Origin of the sequence: Flavobacterium aquidurense, from assembly GCF_002217195.1 — a bacterium.
Classification (GTDB): domain Bacteria; phylum Bacteroidota; class Bacteroidia; order Flavobacteriales; family Flavobacteriaceae; genus Flavobacterium; species Flavobacterium frigidimaris.
This window is the reverse complement of the sequence record NZ_MUGR01000016.1, coordinates 59,989-75,573: the sequence shown is the minus strand read 5'-3', so window position 1 is coordinate 75,573 and position 15,585 is coordinate 59,989. Positions and strand designations below refer to the sequence as shown.

The 15,585-nt window shown below is 33.7% G+C and carries 16 protein-coding genes; 15 read left to right on the top strand and 1 reads right to left on the bottom strand.

Translation table 11 applies throughout. The annotated features are described in order from the left end of the window. The first annotated feature begins 1 nt into the window (after position 1). From B0A67_RS08980 to B0A67_RS08905, 15 genes are all read left to right on the top strand, one after another. Positions 2–400: a bactofilin family protein gene (locus B0A67_RS08980; RefSeq protein WP_072957687.1), complete on the top strand. Its 399-nt coding sequence runs from the start codon at positions 2–4 to the stop codon at positions 398–400. Next, positions 381–602 (top strand): AtpZ/AtpI family protein, encoded by a 222-nt coding sequence (locus B0A67_RS08975; RefSeq protein ID WP_072957690.1) that lies wholly within the window; start codon positions 381–383, stop codon positions 600–602. Before B0A67_RS08980 ends, B0A67_RS08975 begins: the two co-directional genes overlap by 20 nt. A gap of 517 nt (positions 603–1,119) precedes the next feature. Beyond that, entirely contained in the window at positions 1,120–2,295 is a 1,176-nt protein-coding gene (gene atpB / locus B0A67_RS08965) for a F0F1 ATP synthase subunit A (RefSeq protein ID WP_084074504.1), read from the top strand. Positions 2,296–2,335: 40 nt separating this feature from the next. Further along, entirely contained in the window at positions 2,336–2,539 is a 204-nt protein-coding gene (gene atpE, locus B0A67_RS08960) for an ATP synthase F0 subunit C (protein WP_039113322.1), read from the top strand. A gap of 83 nt (positions 2,540–2,622) precedes the next feature. Then, complete coding sequence (locus B0A67_RS08955) at positions 2,623–3,114, top strand: F0F1 ATP synthase subunit B (protein ID WP_072957700.1); 492 nt, start codon at positions 2,623–2,625, stop codon at positions 3,112–3,114. 4 nt (positions 3,115–3,118) lie between these two features. Continuing rightward, the gene (atpH, locus tag B0A67_RS08950) at positions 3,119–3,652 is read left to right on the top strand and encodes an ATP synthase F1 subunit delta (protein WP_072957703.1); all 534 of its coding nucleotides are present in this window, start codon (positions 3,119–3,121) and stop codon (positions 3,650–3,652) included. Positions 3,653–3,691: 39 nt separating this feature from the next. Further along, the gene (gene atpA / locus B0A67_RS08945; protein ID WP_072957706.1) at positions 3,692–5,269 is read left to right on the top strand and encodes a F0F1 ATP synthase subunit alpha; all 1,578 of its coding nucleotides are present in this window, start codon (positions 3,692–3,694) and stop codon (positions 5,267–5,269) included. A 93-nt stretch (positions 5,270–5,362) separates the two neighbouring features. After that, positions 5,363–6,223 (top strand): ATP synthase F1 subunit gamma, encoded by an 861-nt coding sequence (gene atpG, locus B0A67_RS08940; RefSeq protein WP_072957710.1) that lies wholly within the window; start codon positions 5,363–5,365, stop codon positions 6,221–6,223. 584 nt (positions 6,224–6,807) lie between these two features. Beyond that, complete coding sequence (locus B0A67_RS08935) at positions 6,808–7,254, top strand: GNAT family N-acetyltransferase (protein WP_072957713.1); 447 nt, start codon at positions 6,808–6,810, stop codon at positions 7,252–7,254. Positions 7,255–7,348: 94 nt separating this feature from the next. Further along, a complete protein-coding gene (locus B0A67_RS08930; RefSeq protein ID WP_072957716.1) occupies positions 7,349–8,809 on the top strand; it encodes a lipopolysaccharide biosynthesis protein in 1,461 nt (486 codons plus the stop codon). Positions 8,810–8,837: 28 nt separating this feature from the next. Further along, entirely contained in the window at positions 8,838–9,272 is a 435-nt protein-coding gene (gene dut, locus B0A67_RS08925; RefSeq protein ID WP_072957719.1) for a dUTP diphosphatase, read from the top strand. A gap of 80 nt (positions 9,273–9,352) precedes the next feature. After that, positions 9,353–10,369, top strand: a complete 1,017-nt coding sequence (locus tag B0A67_RS08920; RefSeq protein ID WP_072957723.1) for a sugar phosphate nucleotidyltransferase — start codon at positions 9,353–9,355, stop codon at positions 10,367–10,369. 48 nt (positions 10,370–10,417) lie between these two features. Beyond that, positions 10,418–11,770 carry a tetratricopeptide repeat protein gene (locus B0A67_RS08915; RefSeq protein WP_072957727.1) on the top strand — a complete coding sequence of 451 codons (1,353 nt, stop codon included), beginning with the start codon at positions 10,418–10,420 and terminating at the stop codon, positions 11,768–11,770. A gap of 14 nt (positions 11,771–11,784) precedes the next feature. After that, on the top strand, positions 11,785–12,567 hold the full coding sequence (locus tag B0A67_RS08910; RefSeq protein ID WP_072957731.1) for a DUF4292 domain-containing protein: 783 nt from the start codon (positions 11,785–11,787) through the stop codon (positions 12,565–12,567). Positions 12,568–12,590: 23 nt separating this feature from the next. Continuing rightward, positions 12,591–13,871, top strand: a complete 1,281-nt coding sequence (locus tag B0A67_RS08905; RefSeq protein ID WP_072957734.1) for a murein hydrolase activator EnvC family protein — start codon at positions 12,591–12,593, stop codon at positions 13,869–13,871. 128 nt (positions 13,872–13,999) lie between these two features. Here the strand turns inward: B0A67_RS08905 and B0A67_RS08900 are convergent, their stop codons facing one another. Continuing rightward, on the bottom strand, positions 14,000–15,580 hold the full coding sequence (locus B0A67_RS08900) for a RagB/SusD family nutrient uptake outer membrane protein (protein WP_072957738.1): 1,581 nt from the start codon (positions 15,578–15,580) through the stop codon (positions 14,000–14,002). Positions 15,581–15,585: the final 5 nt, after the last annotated feature.

Sequence of the window (15,585 nt, the reverse complement as noted above, 5' to 3'; positions counted from 1 at the left end):
CATGTTTGATAAAGTTAAAAAAAACGGAACAGAACTTTTAGGAAAAACGAATAGAATTGTTGAAGGAACCTCTATTATAGGTGACATTGTCTCTAAAGCCGACTTTAGGCTGGATGGCGAATTAATAGGAAATTTTACTTCACAGGGAAAATTAGTTATAGGCGCATCCGGAATTGTAAAAGGCGAAATTATTTGCAATAATGCAGATATTGAAGGAGAGTTTCAGGGTAAAATAAAAGTACTTGAAATCCTTAATATAAAGGCATCCGCAAAGATTCATGGAGAAGTTGTCGTTGGAAAACTGTCTATTGAACCGGGAGCTGAGTTTACCGCTACTTGTACAATGTTAACAAATAACACTAAAGAAGTTACATTAAAAGATGGAAAAAGAACCGAATAATAAATCCAATAATAAATGGCTGGCATTAATGAATATTCCTATTCAAATGGGAATTATTATATTCTTGTTTTCTTATTTAGGAGTGTGGTTAGACGAAAAATATTCAAATGGAGGTTCTTTATGGACAATAATTCTATCTTTGTTTTCGGTTTTTTTGGCACTTTACAATGTCATTAGGCAAGTTAAAAATTTAAATAAATAATGAATAAAACGATCGATTTTCTAAAGTTTTTTATCCCTTTTTCCGTTGTACTATTTGTGGCCCAATATTTTGCCATGCAATCATTATCAGAGAAATTAGTTTTTTTTTATTCCGCGTGGAGTATTTATTTGTTTAATATACTGGCTACTTTTTTAGTATATCTTTTTTTAATTTTTGTGAATAAAAATGTTCCTGACTATACAGGATTTGCTTTTTTGGGAGCAAGTTTTTTTAGAATGATGGCAGCCATTGTTTTTCTGATCCCATTAATAAAGGCACATGTAAAAGATCCTATAATTGACCTGAGTACATTTTTTATCCCTTATTTTTTATTTTTACTTTTCGAAACCTATTTCACAATTCGGTTAATAAATAAACGTTAATTGCTTTATTAACAGGAAGATTGGTCTTTAAAAATCTAAATATTAAAAATTACACCCATAAATTTTCAATTTTCAATTTTAAATGTACCTTTGCAAAAAATTTTTGGAACCTAAAATTAGATACAGATTTTATAATGATAATTTCAAATAAACCAGTCCAGTACTTATTAGTTACCTTATTAGCACTTAGTTCGTCGATTAATTTCGCTTCAACCCCTGTTGATAGTGTTTCTGTAAAACATGAAACTGTTGAGTCAACAGAAGCAAGTCATACAGAAGCAGTAGGTCACGGAGAATCTGTTGGTCACGAAATTGAAAAAGAATTTAACGCTAGTGAATTGATCAATTCACACATTGGAGATTCTCACGATTTTCATATTGCTGATTGGGATGGCCATCCAATTTCTTTTAGTCTGCCAGTTATTTTGTGGACTAATAACGGATTGGAGATTTTTTCATCTGCTAAATTTCATCATGATAATTCAGGCGAGCATGTAGTTGATATTAATGGTCAGAAATTAGTTCGTTATAAAGAAATAATTTTTTACGCTGATAAATTTGAAACAATGACAGCTGATCAGAAAAATACCGGAGCTTTTGCTTTTGATGCAAGACCTTTAGATTTTTCTATCACTAAGAATGTTTTTTCTATGTTGATGTCAGCAATCATTTTGTTTTTCTTATTTTTTGCTGTAGCAAGATCATACAAGAAAAATGATAAAGCACCAACAGGATTGGCTGGATTTTTAGAGCCATTGGTTACTTATGTTAGAGACGAAATTGCTGTTCCAAATATTGGTACAAAAAAGGCTGGAAAATATATGCCATACCTTTTGACTATCTTTTTCTTTATCTGGATCAATAACCTTATTGGATTAATTCCTTTCTTCCCATTCAGTTCTAACTTGACAGGAAATATCTACTTTACATTCGTAATGGCATTTATTACTTTTATCGTTACAACTTTAAGCGGAAACAAATCATACTGGGGACATATTTTCAACACACCAGGAGTTCCTGTATGGTTGGCTCCAATTATGATTCCTGTAGAAATTATCGGAATGTTGACTAAACCATTCGCATTAATGATTCGTTTGTTCGCAAACATTACTGCAGGTCACATTATCATTTTAAGTTTAGTTTCTTTAATCTTCATTTTCAAAAGTATCGCTGTTGGCCCGGTTGCCGGAGCATTCGTATTGTTCATGAGTGTATTAGAATTATTAGTTGCTGCTTTGCAGGCGTATGTATTTACTTTGCTTTCAGCATTATTTATTGGTCAGGCTGTTGAAGAGCACGATCATCATTAATCAGAGTTTTATTAATTATTAACTATATAAATTTATTATTATGGTATTAGCTGGAATCGGAGCTGGATTAGCTGTAATTGGTGCAGGTCTTGGTATTGGAAAAATTGGTGGTTCTGCAATGGACGCTATCGCTCGTCAACCAGAAGCTGCTGGAAAAATTCAGACTGCTATGATTATTGCTGCTGCACTTATTGAAGGTGTTGCTCTTTTCGCAGTAGTTGTTGCGTTAATCACAAACGCATAATTAAAAAAATTAAACTTCCTGTAGCGGTTGGCTTCAGGAAGTTTTTTCAAAAAACGACAAACAATTTTTAAATATATACTGTTATGCAATTAACTTCACCAGAAAGTTTAATTTTTTGGACAACAATTATCTTTATTGTTTTCTTCTTTCTTTTAGCAAAATTTGCTTGGAAACCTATTTTAGGTGCTGTAAAAAGTCGTGAGGAATCTATCAATGAAGCTTTAGCATCAGCTGAAGCAGCTCGTTTAGAAATGCAAAATTTAACTGCTGATAATGAGCGTATCTTAAAAGAAGCTCGTGCAGAACGTGATGCAATGTTAAAAGAAGCTCGCGAAATGAAAGAGCAAATGATAGCTGAGTCTAAAAATGAAGCACAAGAGCAAGGTCAAAAATTAATAGCACAAGCTAAATTGGCGATCGAAAATGAAAAAAATGCTGCTATGGCAGAATTGAAATCACAAGTTTCAACTTTATCATTGAGCATTGCTGAAAAATTATTGAAAGAAGAATTATCTAACAAAGAATCTCAAACTAAATTAGTAGAGAAATTGTTAGGTGACGTAAAGTTAAACTAATATTATGGCAAGTACAAGAGCAGCAATTCGTTATGCAAAAGCAATTCTAGACTTAGCAAACTCTAAAGGTGTTGCCGAAGCTGTAAATAACGACATGAAATCAATTGCTTCGACAATTGACGGTAATGAAGAATTAAGTACTTTTATTCAAAGTCCAACTATAAAAGTTGAAGTTAAAGAAAGTGCATTATTAGAGGTTTTTGCAAATATAAATGGTATAACTAAAGGTTTATTTCATTTATTATTCGAAAACAAAAGATTCGAAATTCTAGAGGCAATTTCTTTAGAATACAGTAAGTTATTTGATGAAGGTAATAATACAGAAGTAGCAAAAGTTACAACTGCTATTGCAATGGATGCAGCTTTAGAAGCTAAAGTTTTAGCTAAAATTGCAACTTTATCAGATAAAAAAATAACAATAGAAAATGTAGTAGATCCATCAATTATTGGCGGATTTATTTTAAGAATAGGTGATCAACAATACAATGCTTCTGTAGCAAACAGATTGCAGGTATTAAAAAGAGAGTTAAGTAATTAGTTTTATTACACATAAAAGTGTCTAAATTATAAATTTAAGATGGCGGAAATCAAACCTGCTGAAATTTCAGCAATATTAAGAAAGCAAGTAGAAGGTTTTGAATCTGGTGCTACACTAGAGGAAGTAGGAACTGTACTTCAAGTTGGAGACGGTATTGCTCGTATTTACGGGCTATCTAATGTACAATATGGTGAGTTAGTTGAATTTGATAACGGACTTGAAGCTATTGTATTGAACCTTGAAGAAGACAATGTTGGTGTGGTACTTTTAGGACCATCAACAGGAATTAAAGAAGGTTCAACAGCAAAAAGAACACAACGTATTGCTTCTCTTAAAGTAGGTGAGCAAATGGTAGGACGTGTAGTAAACACTCTTGGTTTTCCAATTGATGGAAAAGGACCAATTGGTGGAGACTTATACGAAATGCCTTTAGAAAGAAAAGCACCTGGTGTTATCTTCCGTCAGCCAGTAACTGAGCCATTGCAAACAGGTATTAAAGCTGTTGATGCTATGATCCCGGTTGGTCGTGGACAACGTGAGCTTGTTATTGGTGACCGTCAAACAGGTAAATCAACTGTTTGTATCGATACAATCTTAAATCAAAAAGAATTTTACGATGCAGGAAAACCTGTATTCTGTATATATGTTGCAATTGGGCAAAAAGCTTCAACTGTAGCAGGAATCGCTAAAATGTTAGAAGAAAAAGGTGCAATGGCTTATACAGTTATTGTTGCAGCTAATGCTTCTGACCCTGCTCCAATGCAAGTTTATGCTCCTTTCGCAGGTGCTGCAATTGGAGAATACTTTAGAGATTCAGGTCGTCCGGCACTTATTGTGTATGATGATTTATCTAAACAAGCTGTTGCTTACCGTGAGGTTTCTCTTTTATTAAGAAGACCACCGGGACGTGAGGCATATCCTGGAGACGTTTTCTACTTACACTCTCGTTTATTAGAGCGTGCTTGTAAAGTAATTGCAGATAATGGAATTGCTAAAAACATGAACGATTTACCGGATTCTATCAAGTCTATCGTAAAAGGTGGTGGTTCATTGACTGCATTGCCAATTATCGAAACTCAGGCTGGTGACGTTTCTGCTTATATCCCAACAAACGTAATTTCGATTACAGATGGTCAGATTTTCCTTGATGGAGATTTGTTTAACTCGGGAGTTCGTCCTGCTATTAACGTAGGTATCTCTGTATCTCGTGTTGGAGGTAATGCACAGATTAAATCTATGAAAAAAGTTTCAGGAACTTTAAAATTAGACCAGGCTCAATTCCGTGAATTAGAAGCTTTCGCTAAATTTGGTTCTGACTTGGATTCTGTTACTTTAAACGTAATTGAAAAAGGAAAAAGAAACGTTGAGATCCTGAAACAAGGTTTGAACGATCCTTATACAGTAGAAAATCAGGTTGCAATTATTTACGCTGGTTCTAAAAACTTATTAAGAAACGTTCCTGTAAATAAAGTAAAAGAATTTGAAGCTGATTTCTTAGCTTACTTAAACAGTAAACATAAAGATACGCTTAACGCGTTGAAAGCTGGTAAATTAGATGACAACATTACTGACGTTATCGAAAAAGCAGCAAAAGAAATTTCAGCAAAATATATCTAATTAGAGAATTCGTAAATTAGATAATTAGAAAACATCTCCGGAGACCTTCTAATTATCTAATTTTCAAATTGTCACATTTTTTTAATCAACTAAATGGCAAATTTAAAGGAAATCCGTAATAGAATTACTTCCGTTTCATCGACGATGCAAATTACATCGGCAATGAAAATGGTTTCTGCTGCAAAGCTTAAGAAAGCACAAGATGCAATCACTGCAATGCGCCCTTATGCCGAGAAATTAACGGAGTTGTTGCAAAACCTTTCGGCTACACTTGATGGTGAAGTTGGAGGAGATTATACAACACAACGTGAAGTAAAAAAAGTATTACTTGTTGCTATAACTTCAAACAGAGGTTTGTGTGGTGCATTTAATACAAATGTAATTAAAGAGATTAAAAACCGTACTTCATTTTATGCAGGAAAACAAGTTGACGTTTTTGCTATTGGTAAAAAAGGAAATGATGTTTTAAGCAAAACTCACAAAGTACACGGTCATCATAATGCAATTTTTGACCATTTAACTTTTGAAAATGTTGGTGGAATTGCTGATAATTTAACTGAGAAGTTCTTATCAGGAGAATACGACAGAATCGAATTGATCTACAATCAGTTTAAAAATGCTGCGACACAAATCGTTCAGACAGAACAATTTTTGCCATTAGCGCCAATTAAATCTGATGTTCCTGTTACTGCAGGAGATTATATTTTCGAGCCTTCAAAAGAAGAAATTGTATTGACTTTGATTCCTAAATCATTAAAAACACAATTATACAAAGGTATTCGTGATTCATTTGCTTCAGAACACGGAGCACGTATGACAGCTATGCACAAAGCAACTGACAACGCAACTGAATTAAGAAACCAATTGAAATTGACTTACAATAAAGCACGTCAGGCTGCTATTACAAACGAAATCCTTGAGATCGTTGGTGGAGCAGAAGCTTTAAAAGGATAATTTATTCAAGACATACAAAAAAGAGCCGATAAGTGATTATCGGCTCTTTTTCTTTATATAGCAATTTTAGTTTTTAATTTTAAACTTATAAAATGGTGATTCTCAATTCAATCAAAAACCGAGAATCAGTTACCATTTTATAAAATTATTGACAGATTTATCACCTCTGTAGTGCTTTGTCTTTTATGGGAACAAACTAGCTTTATCAGTCCCAATGCTCTGTTTTTTTGAGGGTTACATATCAGCAGAATCACTCCCTTTTGCTTTGTCTTTTATGGGAACAAACTAGCTTTATTAGTCCCAATGCTCTGTTTTTTTGAGGGTTACATATCAGCAGAATCAATCCCTTTGCTTTGTCTTTTGTGGGAACAAACTAGCTTTATTAGTCCCAATGCTTTGCTTTTTTTAAAGGGTTGTATTTTAGCTTTGCTCATTCCCTTTGATACAAAGTTAGTATAGAAGTACTGCGAAAGGCTTATACAATTTTTACTCTTTATTATAGATTTCACACATCGTGTTAGGATAAGAATTATATGACTGTCAATGAAAAAAAATAAGTATTTTTGAAATCTATTTTTATTACAATGAATCTACATATAGAAGAGCTGACTACTATAGAAGCAATGCTGAATGAAATCGAAACGATGCGATTTCTTTATCCTAATTTATCGGTCGAAAAGTATCAGGCCTATCTTTCTGAGATGGTACCCCATAATTATATTCAGGTTGGGGTTTTTGATAAAGATATTTGTATGGGAATTACAGGTTGTTGGTCTGCTACTAAATTATGGACTGGCAAATACCTCGAAATTGATAATTTTGTAGTGAATCCTAATTTTCGTTCACAAGGAATTGGAAAATTGCTTACGGATTATATCGAAAAAAAGGCTGTAGATCTTGATTGTAGTTCTATAGTTTTAGATGCTTTTACCGGAAATTTTGCCGCACATCGCTTTTACTACAATCAGGGCTATGGACCAAAAGGTTTCCATTTTGTTAAAATTTTGGACGAAAAAAAACTAACACAATAAAATTACAAGCCAATTATTTTATTGAACCTACAAAATCAATAATAAACCAAAGAATTGGTTATTTTTGTTTTACAAACTTTATTATAAAATTATTTTGGGATTATATAAAAATCTGTTCAAACAAACTGCTATTTACGGACTAGCAACGGTACTGCCAAGAATGCTGAGTTTTTTATTGGTAAGGTTGTATACTGGTATTTTACCAACAGCAGAATATGGTGAGGTTTCGATCGTTTTGTCATGGATGGTTTTCTTTAATGTGGTTCTTTCATACGGAATGGAAACGGCATTTTTCAGGTTCTACAGTGCCGAAGAGGATAAGAAAAATGTAATTGCAACTTCGACAATATCGATCTTTTGGTCGTCAATTATTTTCTTGTTTGCTGCGCTGATTTTCAGAAATACGCTGGCCAATCTTGCTGAAGTTGATGTACAGTATATTACCTACACCGTTTGGATTTTAGTTTTGGATGCTTTGGTTTTAATACCATTTTCTAAACTTAGAGCCAATCAAAGACCAATGATGTATGCGGCAATTAAAATTGGTAATGTAGTAATCAATCTACTGCTGAATATATTCTTCCTGATGTATTTACCTAACCTTGCAGCTGCACATCCTAATTCTGTCTGGGATAATTTATATGTTGAGAATTTTCAGATTGCTTATATTTTCATTGCAAATTTATTGGCAAGTTTAGCTACTTTTATTGTGCTTTCGCCAAATTATCTGGCACTGGGAAGAAAATTTGATCCAATTCTTTGGAAGAAAATGATGAAATACGGTTTACCTATTTTGGTAGCCGGACTGGCATTTGCAGTAAACGAACATTTTGATAAAATTCTTTTGGGATATCTGTTACCTGAAAACCTGGCAAAATCCGAAGTTGGAGCTTATTCTGCCTGTTATAAATTAGGTTTGTTTATGGTTTTGTTTGCAACAGCTTTTAGATTAGGAATAGAACCTTTCTTTTTCAGTCATGCTAAAAATGCAAACGCACCACAAACCTATGCCGTTATCACAAAATATTTCGTTATTCTGGGCTCCTTAATTTTATTGGGAGTGATTGTTTTTGCAGATTTATTAAAATATCTTTTGCTTGACAATAAAGCCTATTGGGAAGCGATGAAAGTAGTGCCGTTAATTATACTGGCAAACTTCTTTTTAGGAATTTATAACAACCTCTCAGTTTGGTATAAACTGACAGACAAGACGAAAATTGGAGCATATATCTCGATTGTTGGAGCGATTGTAACATTGGTTTTAAATTATTTTTTAATTCCAAAATACAGTTACTACGGTTCCGCAATTGCAACGATCTCAGCTTACGGAAGTATGATGTTGATTTCTTATGTTTTAGGAAACAAATATTACCCGATACCTTATGATATGAACAAAATTGGAGCTTATCTGGGAATTTCAATCGTGTTTTCTGCTATTTCTTTTTACGGATTCAGAGAAAATTATTTCGTTGGAATTCCGTTATTACTAGGATTCATGTATTTTGTGTATCACAACGAAAAAGAAACCATCAAAGGAATTATGAATAGAAAGTAGTTTTACTTTTTAATCTTTTAAAATAAAAATGAAAATACAAATTATCAACAAATCACAGCACGCTTTACCCAACTACGAAACAATTGCTTCGGCAGGAATGGATTTACGTGCCAATTTAATTGAATCTATTACGTTAAAACCATTAGAAAGAACGATTGTAAAAACGGGACTTTTTATTGAACTGCCAATTGGGTACGAAGCACAAGTGCGACCAAGAAGCGGATTAGCGGCCAAAAAAGGAGTTACTGTTTTAAATTCTCCCGGAACAGTTGACGCCGATTATAGAGGAGAAATAGGTGTAATTTTAGTAAATTTATCAAATGAAGTTTTTGTAATCGAAAACGGAGAAAGAATTGCACAACTAATTATTGCCAAACACGAAAGAGCTGAATGGATTGAAGTTGAAGAACTTTCCGAAACTTCAAGAGGCGAAGGCGGATTTGGAAGTACTGGAGTAAAATAAAATTTAATAATTTAAAGATTGAATAATTGAAAGACTTACTAATCTTTCAATTATTCAATTATTTAATCTTTCAATAAAATATGAAAATAATCGTTCCAATGGCAGGTCGAGGATCAAGACTTAGGCCACATACTTTAACTGTTCCAAAACCATTAATCCCTGTTGCAGGAAAATCAATTGTACATCGTTTAGTCGAAGACATTGCCGAGATATTAAAAGAACCTATCGAAGAAGTTGCTTTTATATTGGGAGATCCTGCTTTTTTTGGAGATGATCTTGTAACAAGTTTAGAAGAATTGGCAGGAAGTTTAGGAGCAAAAGCTTCGATCTACCGTCAGGATTTACCATTAGGAACCGGTCACGCCATTATGTGTGCAAAAGAATCTTTGTCAGGTCCTGCAGTTATCGCTTATGCGGATACATTAATCAGAGCTGACTTTGAATTAGATCCTGCTGCTGATGCTGTAATTTGGGTAAAACAAGTAGAACAGCCTGAAGCATTTGGTGTCGTAAAATTAAACGCTAATAATGAGATTATCGAATTGGTCGAAAAGCCAAAAGAATTCGTAAGTGACTTAGCGGTTATCGGAATTTATTATTTTAAAGAAGTTGGTGATCTGAAAAAAGAACTTCAGGGCGTTTTGGATAACAATATCCAGAATGGCGGAGAATATCAAATCAACGACGGAATCAAAGCGATGATGGCGAACGGTAAAGTTTTTAAAACCGGAAGCGTTGACGAATGGATGGATTGCGGAAACAAAGATGTAACCGTTGAAACAAATTCAAGAATGCTAGGGTTTTTACATAACGACGGAGAACATCTGGTTGATTATGACGTGCAATTAGACAACGCAACAATTATCCCTCCGTGTTATATTGGCGAGAATGTAGTGTTGAAAAATGCAACTGTTGGACCAAATGTATCTATCGGGAAAGGATGTCATGTTATTGACAGTACGATTAAAAACAGTTTGGTACAGACTTATTCTCAAATAAAAAATGCGAATTTAGACAATGCCATGATAGGAAATCACGTTGTTTATGATGGTAAGTTTACCAGCATTAGCATTGGAGATTATTCTGTTTTAGAATAAATATACGTTTAAAGAGATTCGTTTTTGTTTAAAGATTAAATTGTAGAAATGATACAAAAAGGAGTTATAGTCATTTTATTTTTCGTTTTGCTTGGCAATCCAACTTCGGTTATGGCACAGACAGAACCGGAAGATATTGCTATGGCAACAGATGAATATCAGGATGCTTTTTATGAATCATTAAAACAAAAAGGAATTGAAAATTATGATAAAGCCATCACGTCATTAGAGAAATGTGTAAAGCTAAAACCTAACGATGCTGTAGCTTATTTTGAACTAGGTAAAAATTATCTGTCTTTAAAAGACTATCGAAATGCACAGGATTCATTTGAAAAAGCAACACAATTAGATCCTAAAAACAAATGGTACTGGCTGGGGATTTACGATGTAAGTTATGAAACCAAAAATTATCCTCTGGCAATCGAGACGATTCAGAAAATAATTGTTTTTGATGAAGAGTATAAAGACGATTTGATTTCGTTGTACATGATCACCAATCAATTTGATAAAGCGTTGGTGGCGATTAATGAAATGAATGATAAGTTCGGGAAATCTGAAGATCGTGACCGTTATAAATTACAGATTTTATCTCAGGGAAAGTATCAGAATGCTGAGATAGGTAATCTGATTGATCAGATTAAAAAGAACCCAAAAGAAGAATCGAATTATGTAAATCTGATTTTTTTATATTCAAAAGCTGAAGAAACAGATAAGGCTCTGGATGTAATGAAACAACTGGCAAAAGAAGTTCCAAATTCTGAATGGGCGCAAGTCAGCATGTTCAAAGTATATTTAGATGCCAATCAGGCTGATAAAGCCATTAAGTCGATGAATATGATTTTATCAAGTCCAAAGATTGATTCAAAAATAAAGCATCGTACCTTAAATGAGTTTTTACTTTATGTGAACAAAAATCCGCAATATGCGCCGGATTTAGAAAAAGCAATTGCTTATTTCGACAATGATAAAGATGTAGACGTTGCAAAAGAAATAGGGAAATTTTATCATAGTAAAGGCCAGTATGAGAATGCAATCAGGTATTATGAGAAAGATTTAAAAACAAATTCAGATACAGATCGCGAAACCAATTTGTTGCTACTTGAAGTTTATACACTTGCAAAACAATATGAGCCTATGACAAAAAGGGCGATGAATATGATTGAAGTATATCCAAGTCAGCCTCAGTTTTATTATTATGCCGGTTTGGGAAACAATCAGTTAAAACAATTTAAGAACGCAAAAACCGTTTTAGAAATGGGACTTGATTATGTGGTCGATGATAAAACGCTTGAAGCAAATTTTAATATTCAGTTAGGAGAGGCCTATAATGGTTTGGGAGATGCCAGGAAAAAAGAGGAATACTTTTTGAAGGCAAATGAATTATTAAAGAAAAAAAAGTAAAAGAGTAAATTCAGATGAAAAGATATATAGCATTAGTATTAGTAACTGCGGTAATGGTTTCTTGTAAATCAAAGGCGGTTGCAGTACAAAATAATAACGACACAAAAGAAGTTGTTACAAAAGTAGACAGAAAAGCAATTGACAAACATTATGACAATAAGTTAGATTTTTCGACTTTATACATAAAAGCAAGTGCAAAATATGTTGATGAAAAACAAAGTCAAAATGTTACTGCAGATATTAGAATCGAAAAAGACAAGCAAATTTTAGTGAGTGTTCGTTTTCTGGGAATTACAATGGCAAAAGCTCTAATAACACCTACATCTGTAAGTTATTATGAAAAAATAAACAGCACGTATTACGATGGTGATTTTAGCAGTTTAAGCAAGTGGCTGGGCACTGAATTAGATTATAGTAAGGTTCAGAATTTATTAGTAGGAGAAGCATTAGATGATTTAAGAAAAGGAAAATACACCCAGACAATCGTAGAAAACCTTTTTAAGCTGGAAGATGAAAAAGACACCAATCTGAAAAAATCTTTCTATTTGGATGCAGAAAAATATTTGTTGCAAAAAGAAGAGATTTCACAGCCTGAAGAAAACAGAATGTTGCAGATTTCATACGGTGACAGTAAAGTTTTTAATCAGGGGACACTTCCCACAAGTCTCGAAATTAATGCAATTCAGCCTAAAGGGAAAACGATTATTAACCTGAATTATAATAATATTTCGTTTAATGAAGAACTTTCTTTTCCTTATAGTGTGCCAAGTGGTTATAAAAAAGTTATAATTAAGTAAATTTGCCAAAATAAAATATAAACATGCCAAAATTTCTCCTAAGTCTAATTTTTATGTGCGCCACTACATTTATGTGGGCACAAGATTCGCAACAAGAAAAACTTGAACAGCGTAAAGCTCAGATTCAACAGGAAATTAGAGATAATGAAAAAATGTTGCAGTCTGTAAAGAAAAAAGAAAAATCAGCGGTAAATGTTTTTTTGATTCAGGCGAATAAAATTAAACTGAAAGAAAAACTGATTACGACTACAGCAAAACAGGAGAAACTTTTAAGCAATGATATGTACATTAACCAGGTTAAGGTTAATAAACTAAAAAAAGAACTGGAAGTATTAAAGGCAGATTATGCAAAAATGATCTTGAAATCATACAAAAGCAGATCTGAGCAAAGCAGGGCTATGTTTATTTTATCTTCAGAAAGTTTTTTGCAAGCGTATAAAAGAGCACAATATTTAAAACAATATACCAATTTCAGAAAAAACCAAGGTTTAGAAATTCAATCAAAAACAGCAGAATTAGTTGATTACAATGCTAAATTGGATGGACAAAGACAGGTTAAGAAAAAAATTATTGTTGAAAATCAAAAAGAAAAACAAAGTTTAGAAGTCGAAAAGCAAGAACAGCAAAAATTAGTAAACTCTCTTAAAAAGGATAAGAATAAAATTATTGCCGATACAAAATCGAAACAACAGGAATCAAGAAGAATCGACGCTAAAATCAAGGAGCTTATTCGTGAACAAATTAGATTAGCGAATCAAAGAGCCGAAGAAGAAAGACGTAAAAGAATCGCAGAAGGGAAGGCCAGCGAAGCAGAGAAAGCAGAGGCGACATCACCTAAAAGTTATTCATCAGATAGAATTACATTAACGCCGGAAGGTAAAATCCTGGCTGCTGATTTTAAAGCAAACAGAGGAAAACTGCCTTGGCCGGTAGAGAAAGGATTTATATCACTTGGTTACGGAGATCAGCCACATCCATTATATCCTACACTTACGGTTCATAATTCAGGAGTAGAGATTACTACTGAACAAGGAGCAAGTGCACGTGCCGTATTTGAAGGAGTAGTATCAAAAGTGATCGCTTTATCTCCTGTAAACAGAGCTGTTTTTATTCAGCATGGAGATTTCTTTACGGTATATCAAAACCTAAGTCAGGTATCTGTTGAACAAGGTGATAAAGTCAAAGTAAAACAAGTTATTGGAAAAGTAAGAACAAGTGGAGATACCGGAAAAACAATTATTAAGTTCCTGATTCTTCAAAATACATCAAACAACAATCCGGAAGGATGGTTGCAAAACAGATAGTTCAATTGAAATTTGATTTTTAATCATCAATATAAATATTAAAAAAGTATCAAATAATTCAATTGATTTGAGCTTAAAAAAAAATCCTTTTCATCAGCATTAATCTGGTGAAAAGGATTTTTTATTTTTTAATTGCTTACGTTATCCGGATTTTGAATTAACGCAGGATTAGAGTCCAGATCGTATCGAGGAATTTTAAATAAGAAATTCTTTGAAGGAATAAATTGCAGTGGATTGTTTACATACATATTAATCTTATTGTCATTGCCCCATTTTACGTGATTTGCAACATTTTTGCCAATGCGATTCGTTCGTAATTCATCAAAAAACAATACCCCTTCACCAACAAATTCCCATCCTCGTTCTCTATAAATGGCATCTGCAAAATCTTCTTTGCCTAAACCTGGCGTCAGATCAGGTAAATTTGCCCTGTTTCTTACCCGGTTAATATACGTATAGGCAGCTGCAGGTCCGTTGATTTCATTTTCCGCTTCAGCATAATCTAATAATACATCCGCATATCGAATAGCATAAGAATTGGTCTGAGGTTTCTTTAATGAGGCAGAGCTTTCTGTGCGGTCATAAAATTTAAGATTTCCAGGCGACGCAGTTTTCCAGCCTTTTGATCCCGGGAAAAAACCTTTGTCTTCAGGTACAAATTCTATAGTTTGAATAATGTTAGTCGGATTACCCTTTTCAGTTACATTTACGCGTGTCAAAAAGCTGCCCTCTTTTCGCGTGTCATCATTACCATAAGAAAGATAATGCTGTATTGATGGACCAAATCTGTGGTACATATAAGAGCCAAGAGTAGTCTCGGTTATATTCACACCAAACATCACATGATTGTTGTTGTATTCATTTTCTACAGATCCGTATTGTAATTCAAAAACAGATTCAATTCCGTTTTTATTGTTGGTATTCCACCAAAACCAGAGATCTTTAAAATTAGGCTGTAAATTATATTGACTGGACTGAATCACTTTGCCACAATAGTCTTTAGATTTTTGAAAATAAGATTTGTCACCGGTCATACCGCCTCTGGTTAAGTATAAATCACCAAGTAAAGCTTGTGCGGCTCCTTTTGATGCTCTCCAGACATTACCATTTTTATAATCTGATTTCACAGGCAAGTTTTCTTCGGCATATTCCAGATCAGCGATGATATAAGCGTAGGTTTCCTCAGTTGTTTTTCTTGCAATCGCAAGGTTTTTAAGCCCTTCTGTAAAAGTTTCAGGAATTGGGACACCACCATACATACGCACTAAATTATAATAAGTTGCTGCTCGCAGGAAACGGGCTTCTGCAAAATAGCGCTTTTTTAGATTCTCATCCATTTCGACATTTGCCCCTCTGCCAATAACCAGATTGGCCCTGTTGATGATATTATAAGCATCATCCCAGTTGGTGATCACCATTTTGTCCGAATTATTCATGTCAGACCACACATTCCATAGTTGTACGTCGTCTTTTGCATAAGCAGGAGAGCCAAACTCCGTCAAAACCTCCAGATACATGATGTATTTATAATAGCCGTTGAAACCATTTTGATAGCCGTCATAAACACCTACCAATGCCGTATTGAGTTCATCGGCATTTTTATAGTAATTGGCCGGAGATAAAAAAGTATAAGGTTCTTCGTTTAAGTCTGTGCATTGCGAAAAAAAGAATAGTGCACAACCTGAAAAGATATATTTTAGAATTTTCATTTTTA

Excerpts from the sequence above, each read along its gene's own strand:
- atpE (WP_039113322.1), top strand. The coding sequence starts at position 2,336 with ATGGTATTAGCTGGAATCGGAGCTGGATTAGCTGTAATTGGTGCAGGT.
- B0A67_RS08975 (WP_072957690.1), top strand. The coding sequence starts at position 381 with ATGGAAAAAGAACCGAATAATAAATCCAATAATAAATGGCTGGCATTA.
- dut (WP_072957719.1), top strand. The coding sequence starts at position 8,838 with ATGAAAATACAAATTATCAACAAATCACAGCACGCTTTACCCAACTAC.
- B0A67_RS08955 (WP_072957700.1), top strand. The coding sequence starts at position 2,623 with ATGCAATTAACTTCACCAGAAAGTTTAATTTTTTGGACAACAATTATC.
- B0A67_RS08910 (WP_072957731.1), top strand. The coding sequence starts at position 11,785 with ATGAAAAGATATATAGCATTAGTATTAGTAACTGCGGTAATGGTTTCT.
- B0A67_RS08920 (WP_072957723.1), top strand. The coding sequence starts at position 9,353 with ATGAAAATAATCGTTCCAATGGCAGGTCGAGGATCAAGACTTAGGCCA.
- B0A67_RS08915 (WP_072957727.1), top strand. The coding sequence starts at position 10,418 with ATGATACAAAAAGGAGTTATAGTCATTTTATTTTTCGTTTTGCTTGGC.
- B0A67_RS08980 (WP_072957687.1), top strand. The coding sequence starts at position 2 with ATGTTTGATAAAGTTAAAAAAAACGGAACAGAACTTTTAGGAAAAACG.
- B0A67_RS08935 (WP_072957713.1), top strand. The coding sequence starts at position 6,808 with ATGAATCTACATATAGAAGAGCTGACTACTATAGAAGCAATGCTGAAT.
- atpH (WP_072957703.1), top strand. The coding sequence starts at position 3,119 with ATGGCAAGTACAAGAGCAGCAATTCGTTATGCAAAAGCAATTCTAGAC.
- atpA (WP_072957706.1), top strand. The coding sequence starts at position 3,692 with ATGGCGGAAATCAAACCTGCTGAAATTTCAGCAATATTAAGAAAGCAA.
- atpB (WP_084074504.1), top strand. The coding sequence starts at position 1,120 with ATGATAATTTCAAATAAACCAGTCCAGTACTTATTAGTTACCTTATTA.
- atpG (WP_072957710.1), top strand. The coding sequence starts at position 5,363 with ATGGCAAATTTAAAGGAAATCCGTAATAGAATTACTTCCGTTTCATCG.
- B0A67_RS08900 (WP_072957738.1), bottom strand. The coding sequence starts at position 15,580 with ATGAAAATTCTAAAATATATCTTTTCAGGTTGTGCACTATTCTTTTTT.
- B0A67_RS08905 (WP_072957734.1), top strand. The coding sequence starts at position 12,591 with ATGCCAAAATTTCTCCTAAGTCTAATTTTTATGTGCGCCACTACATTT.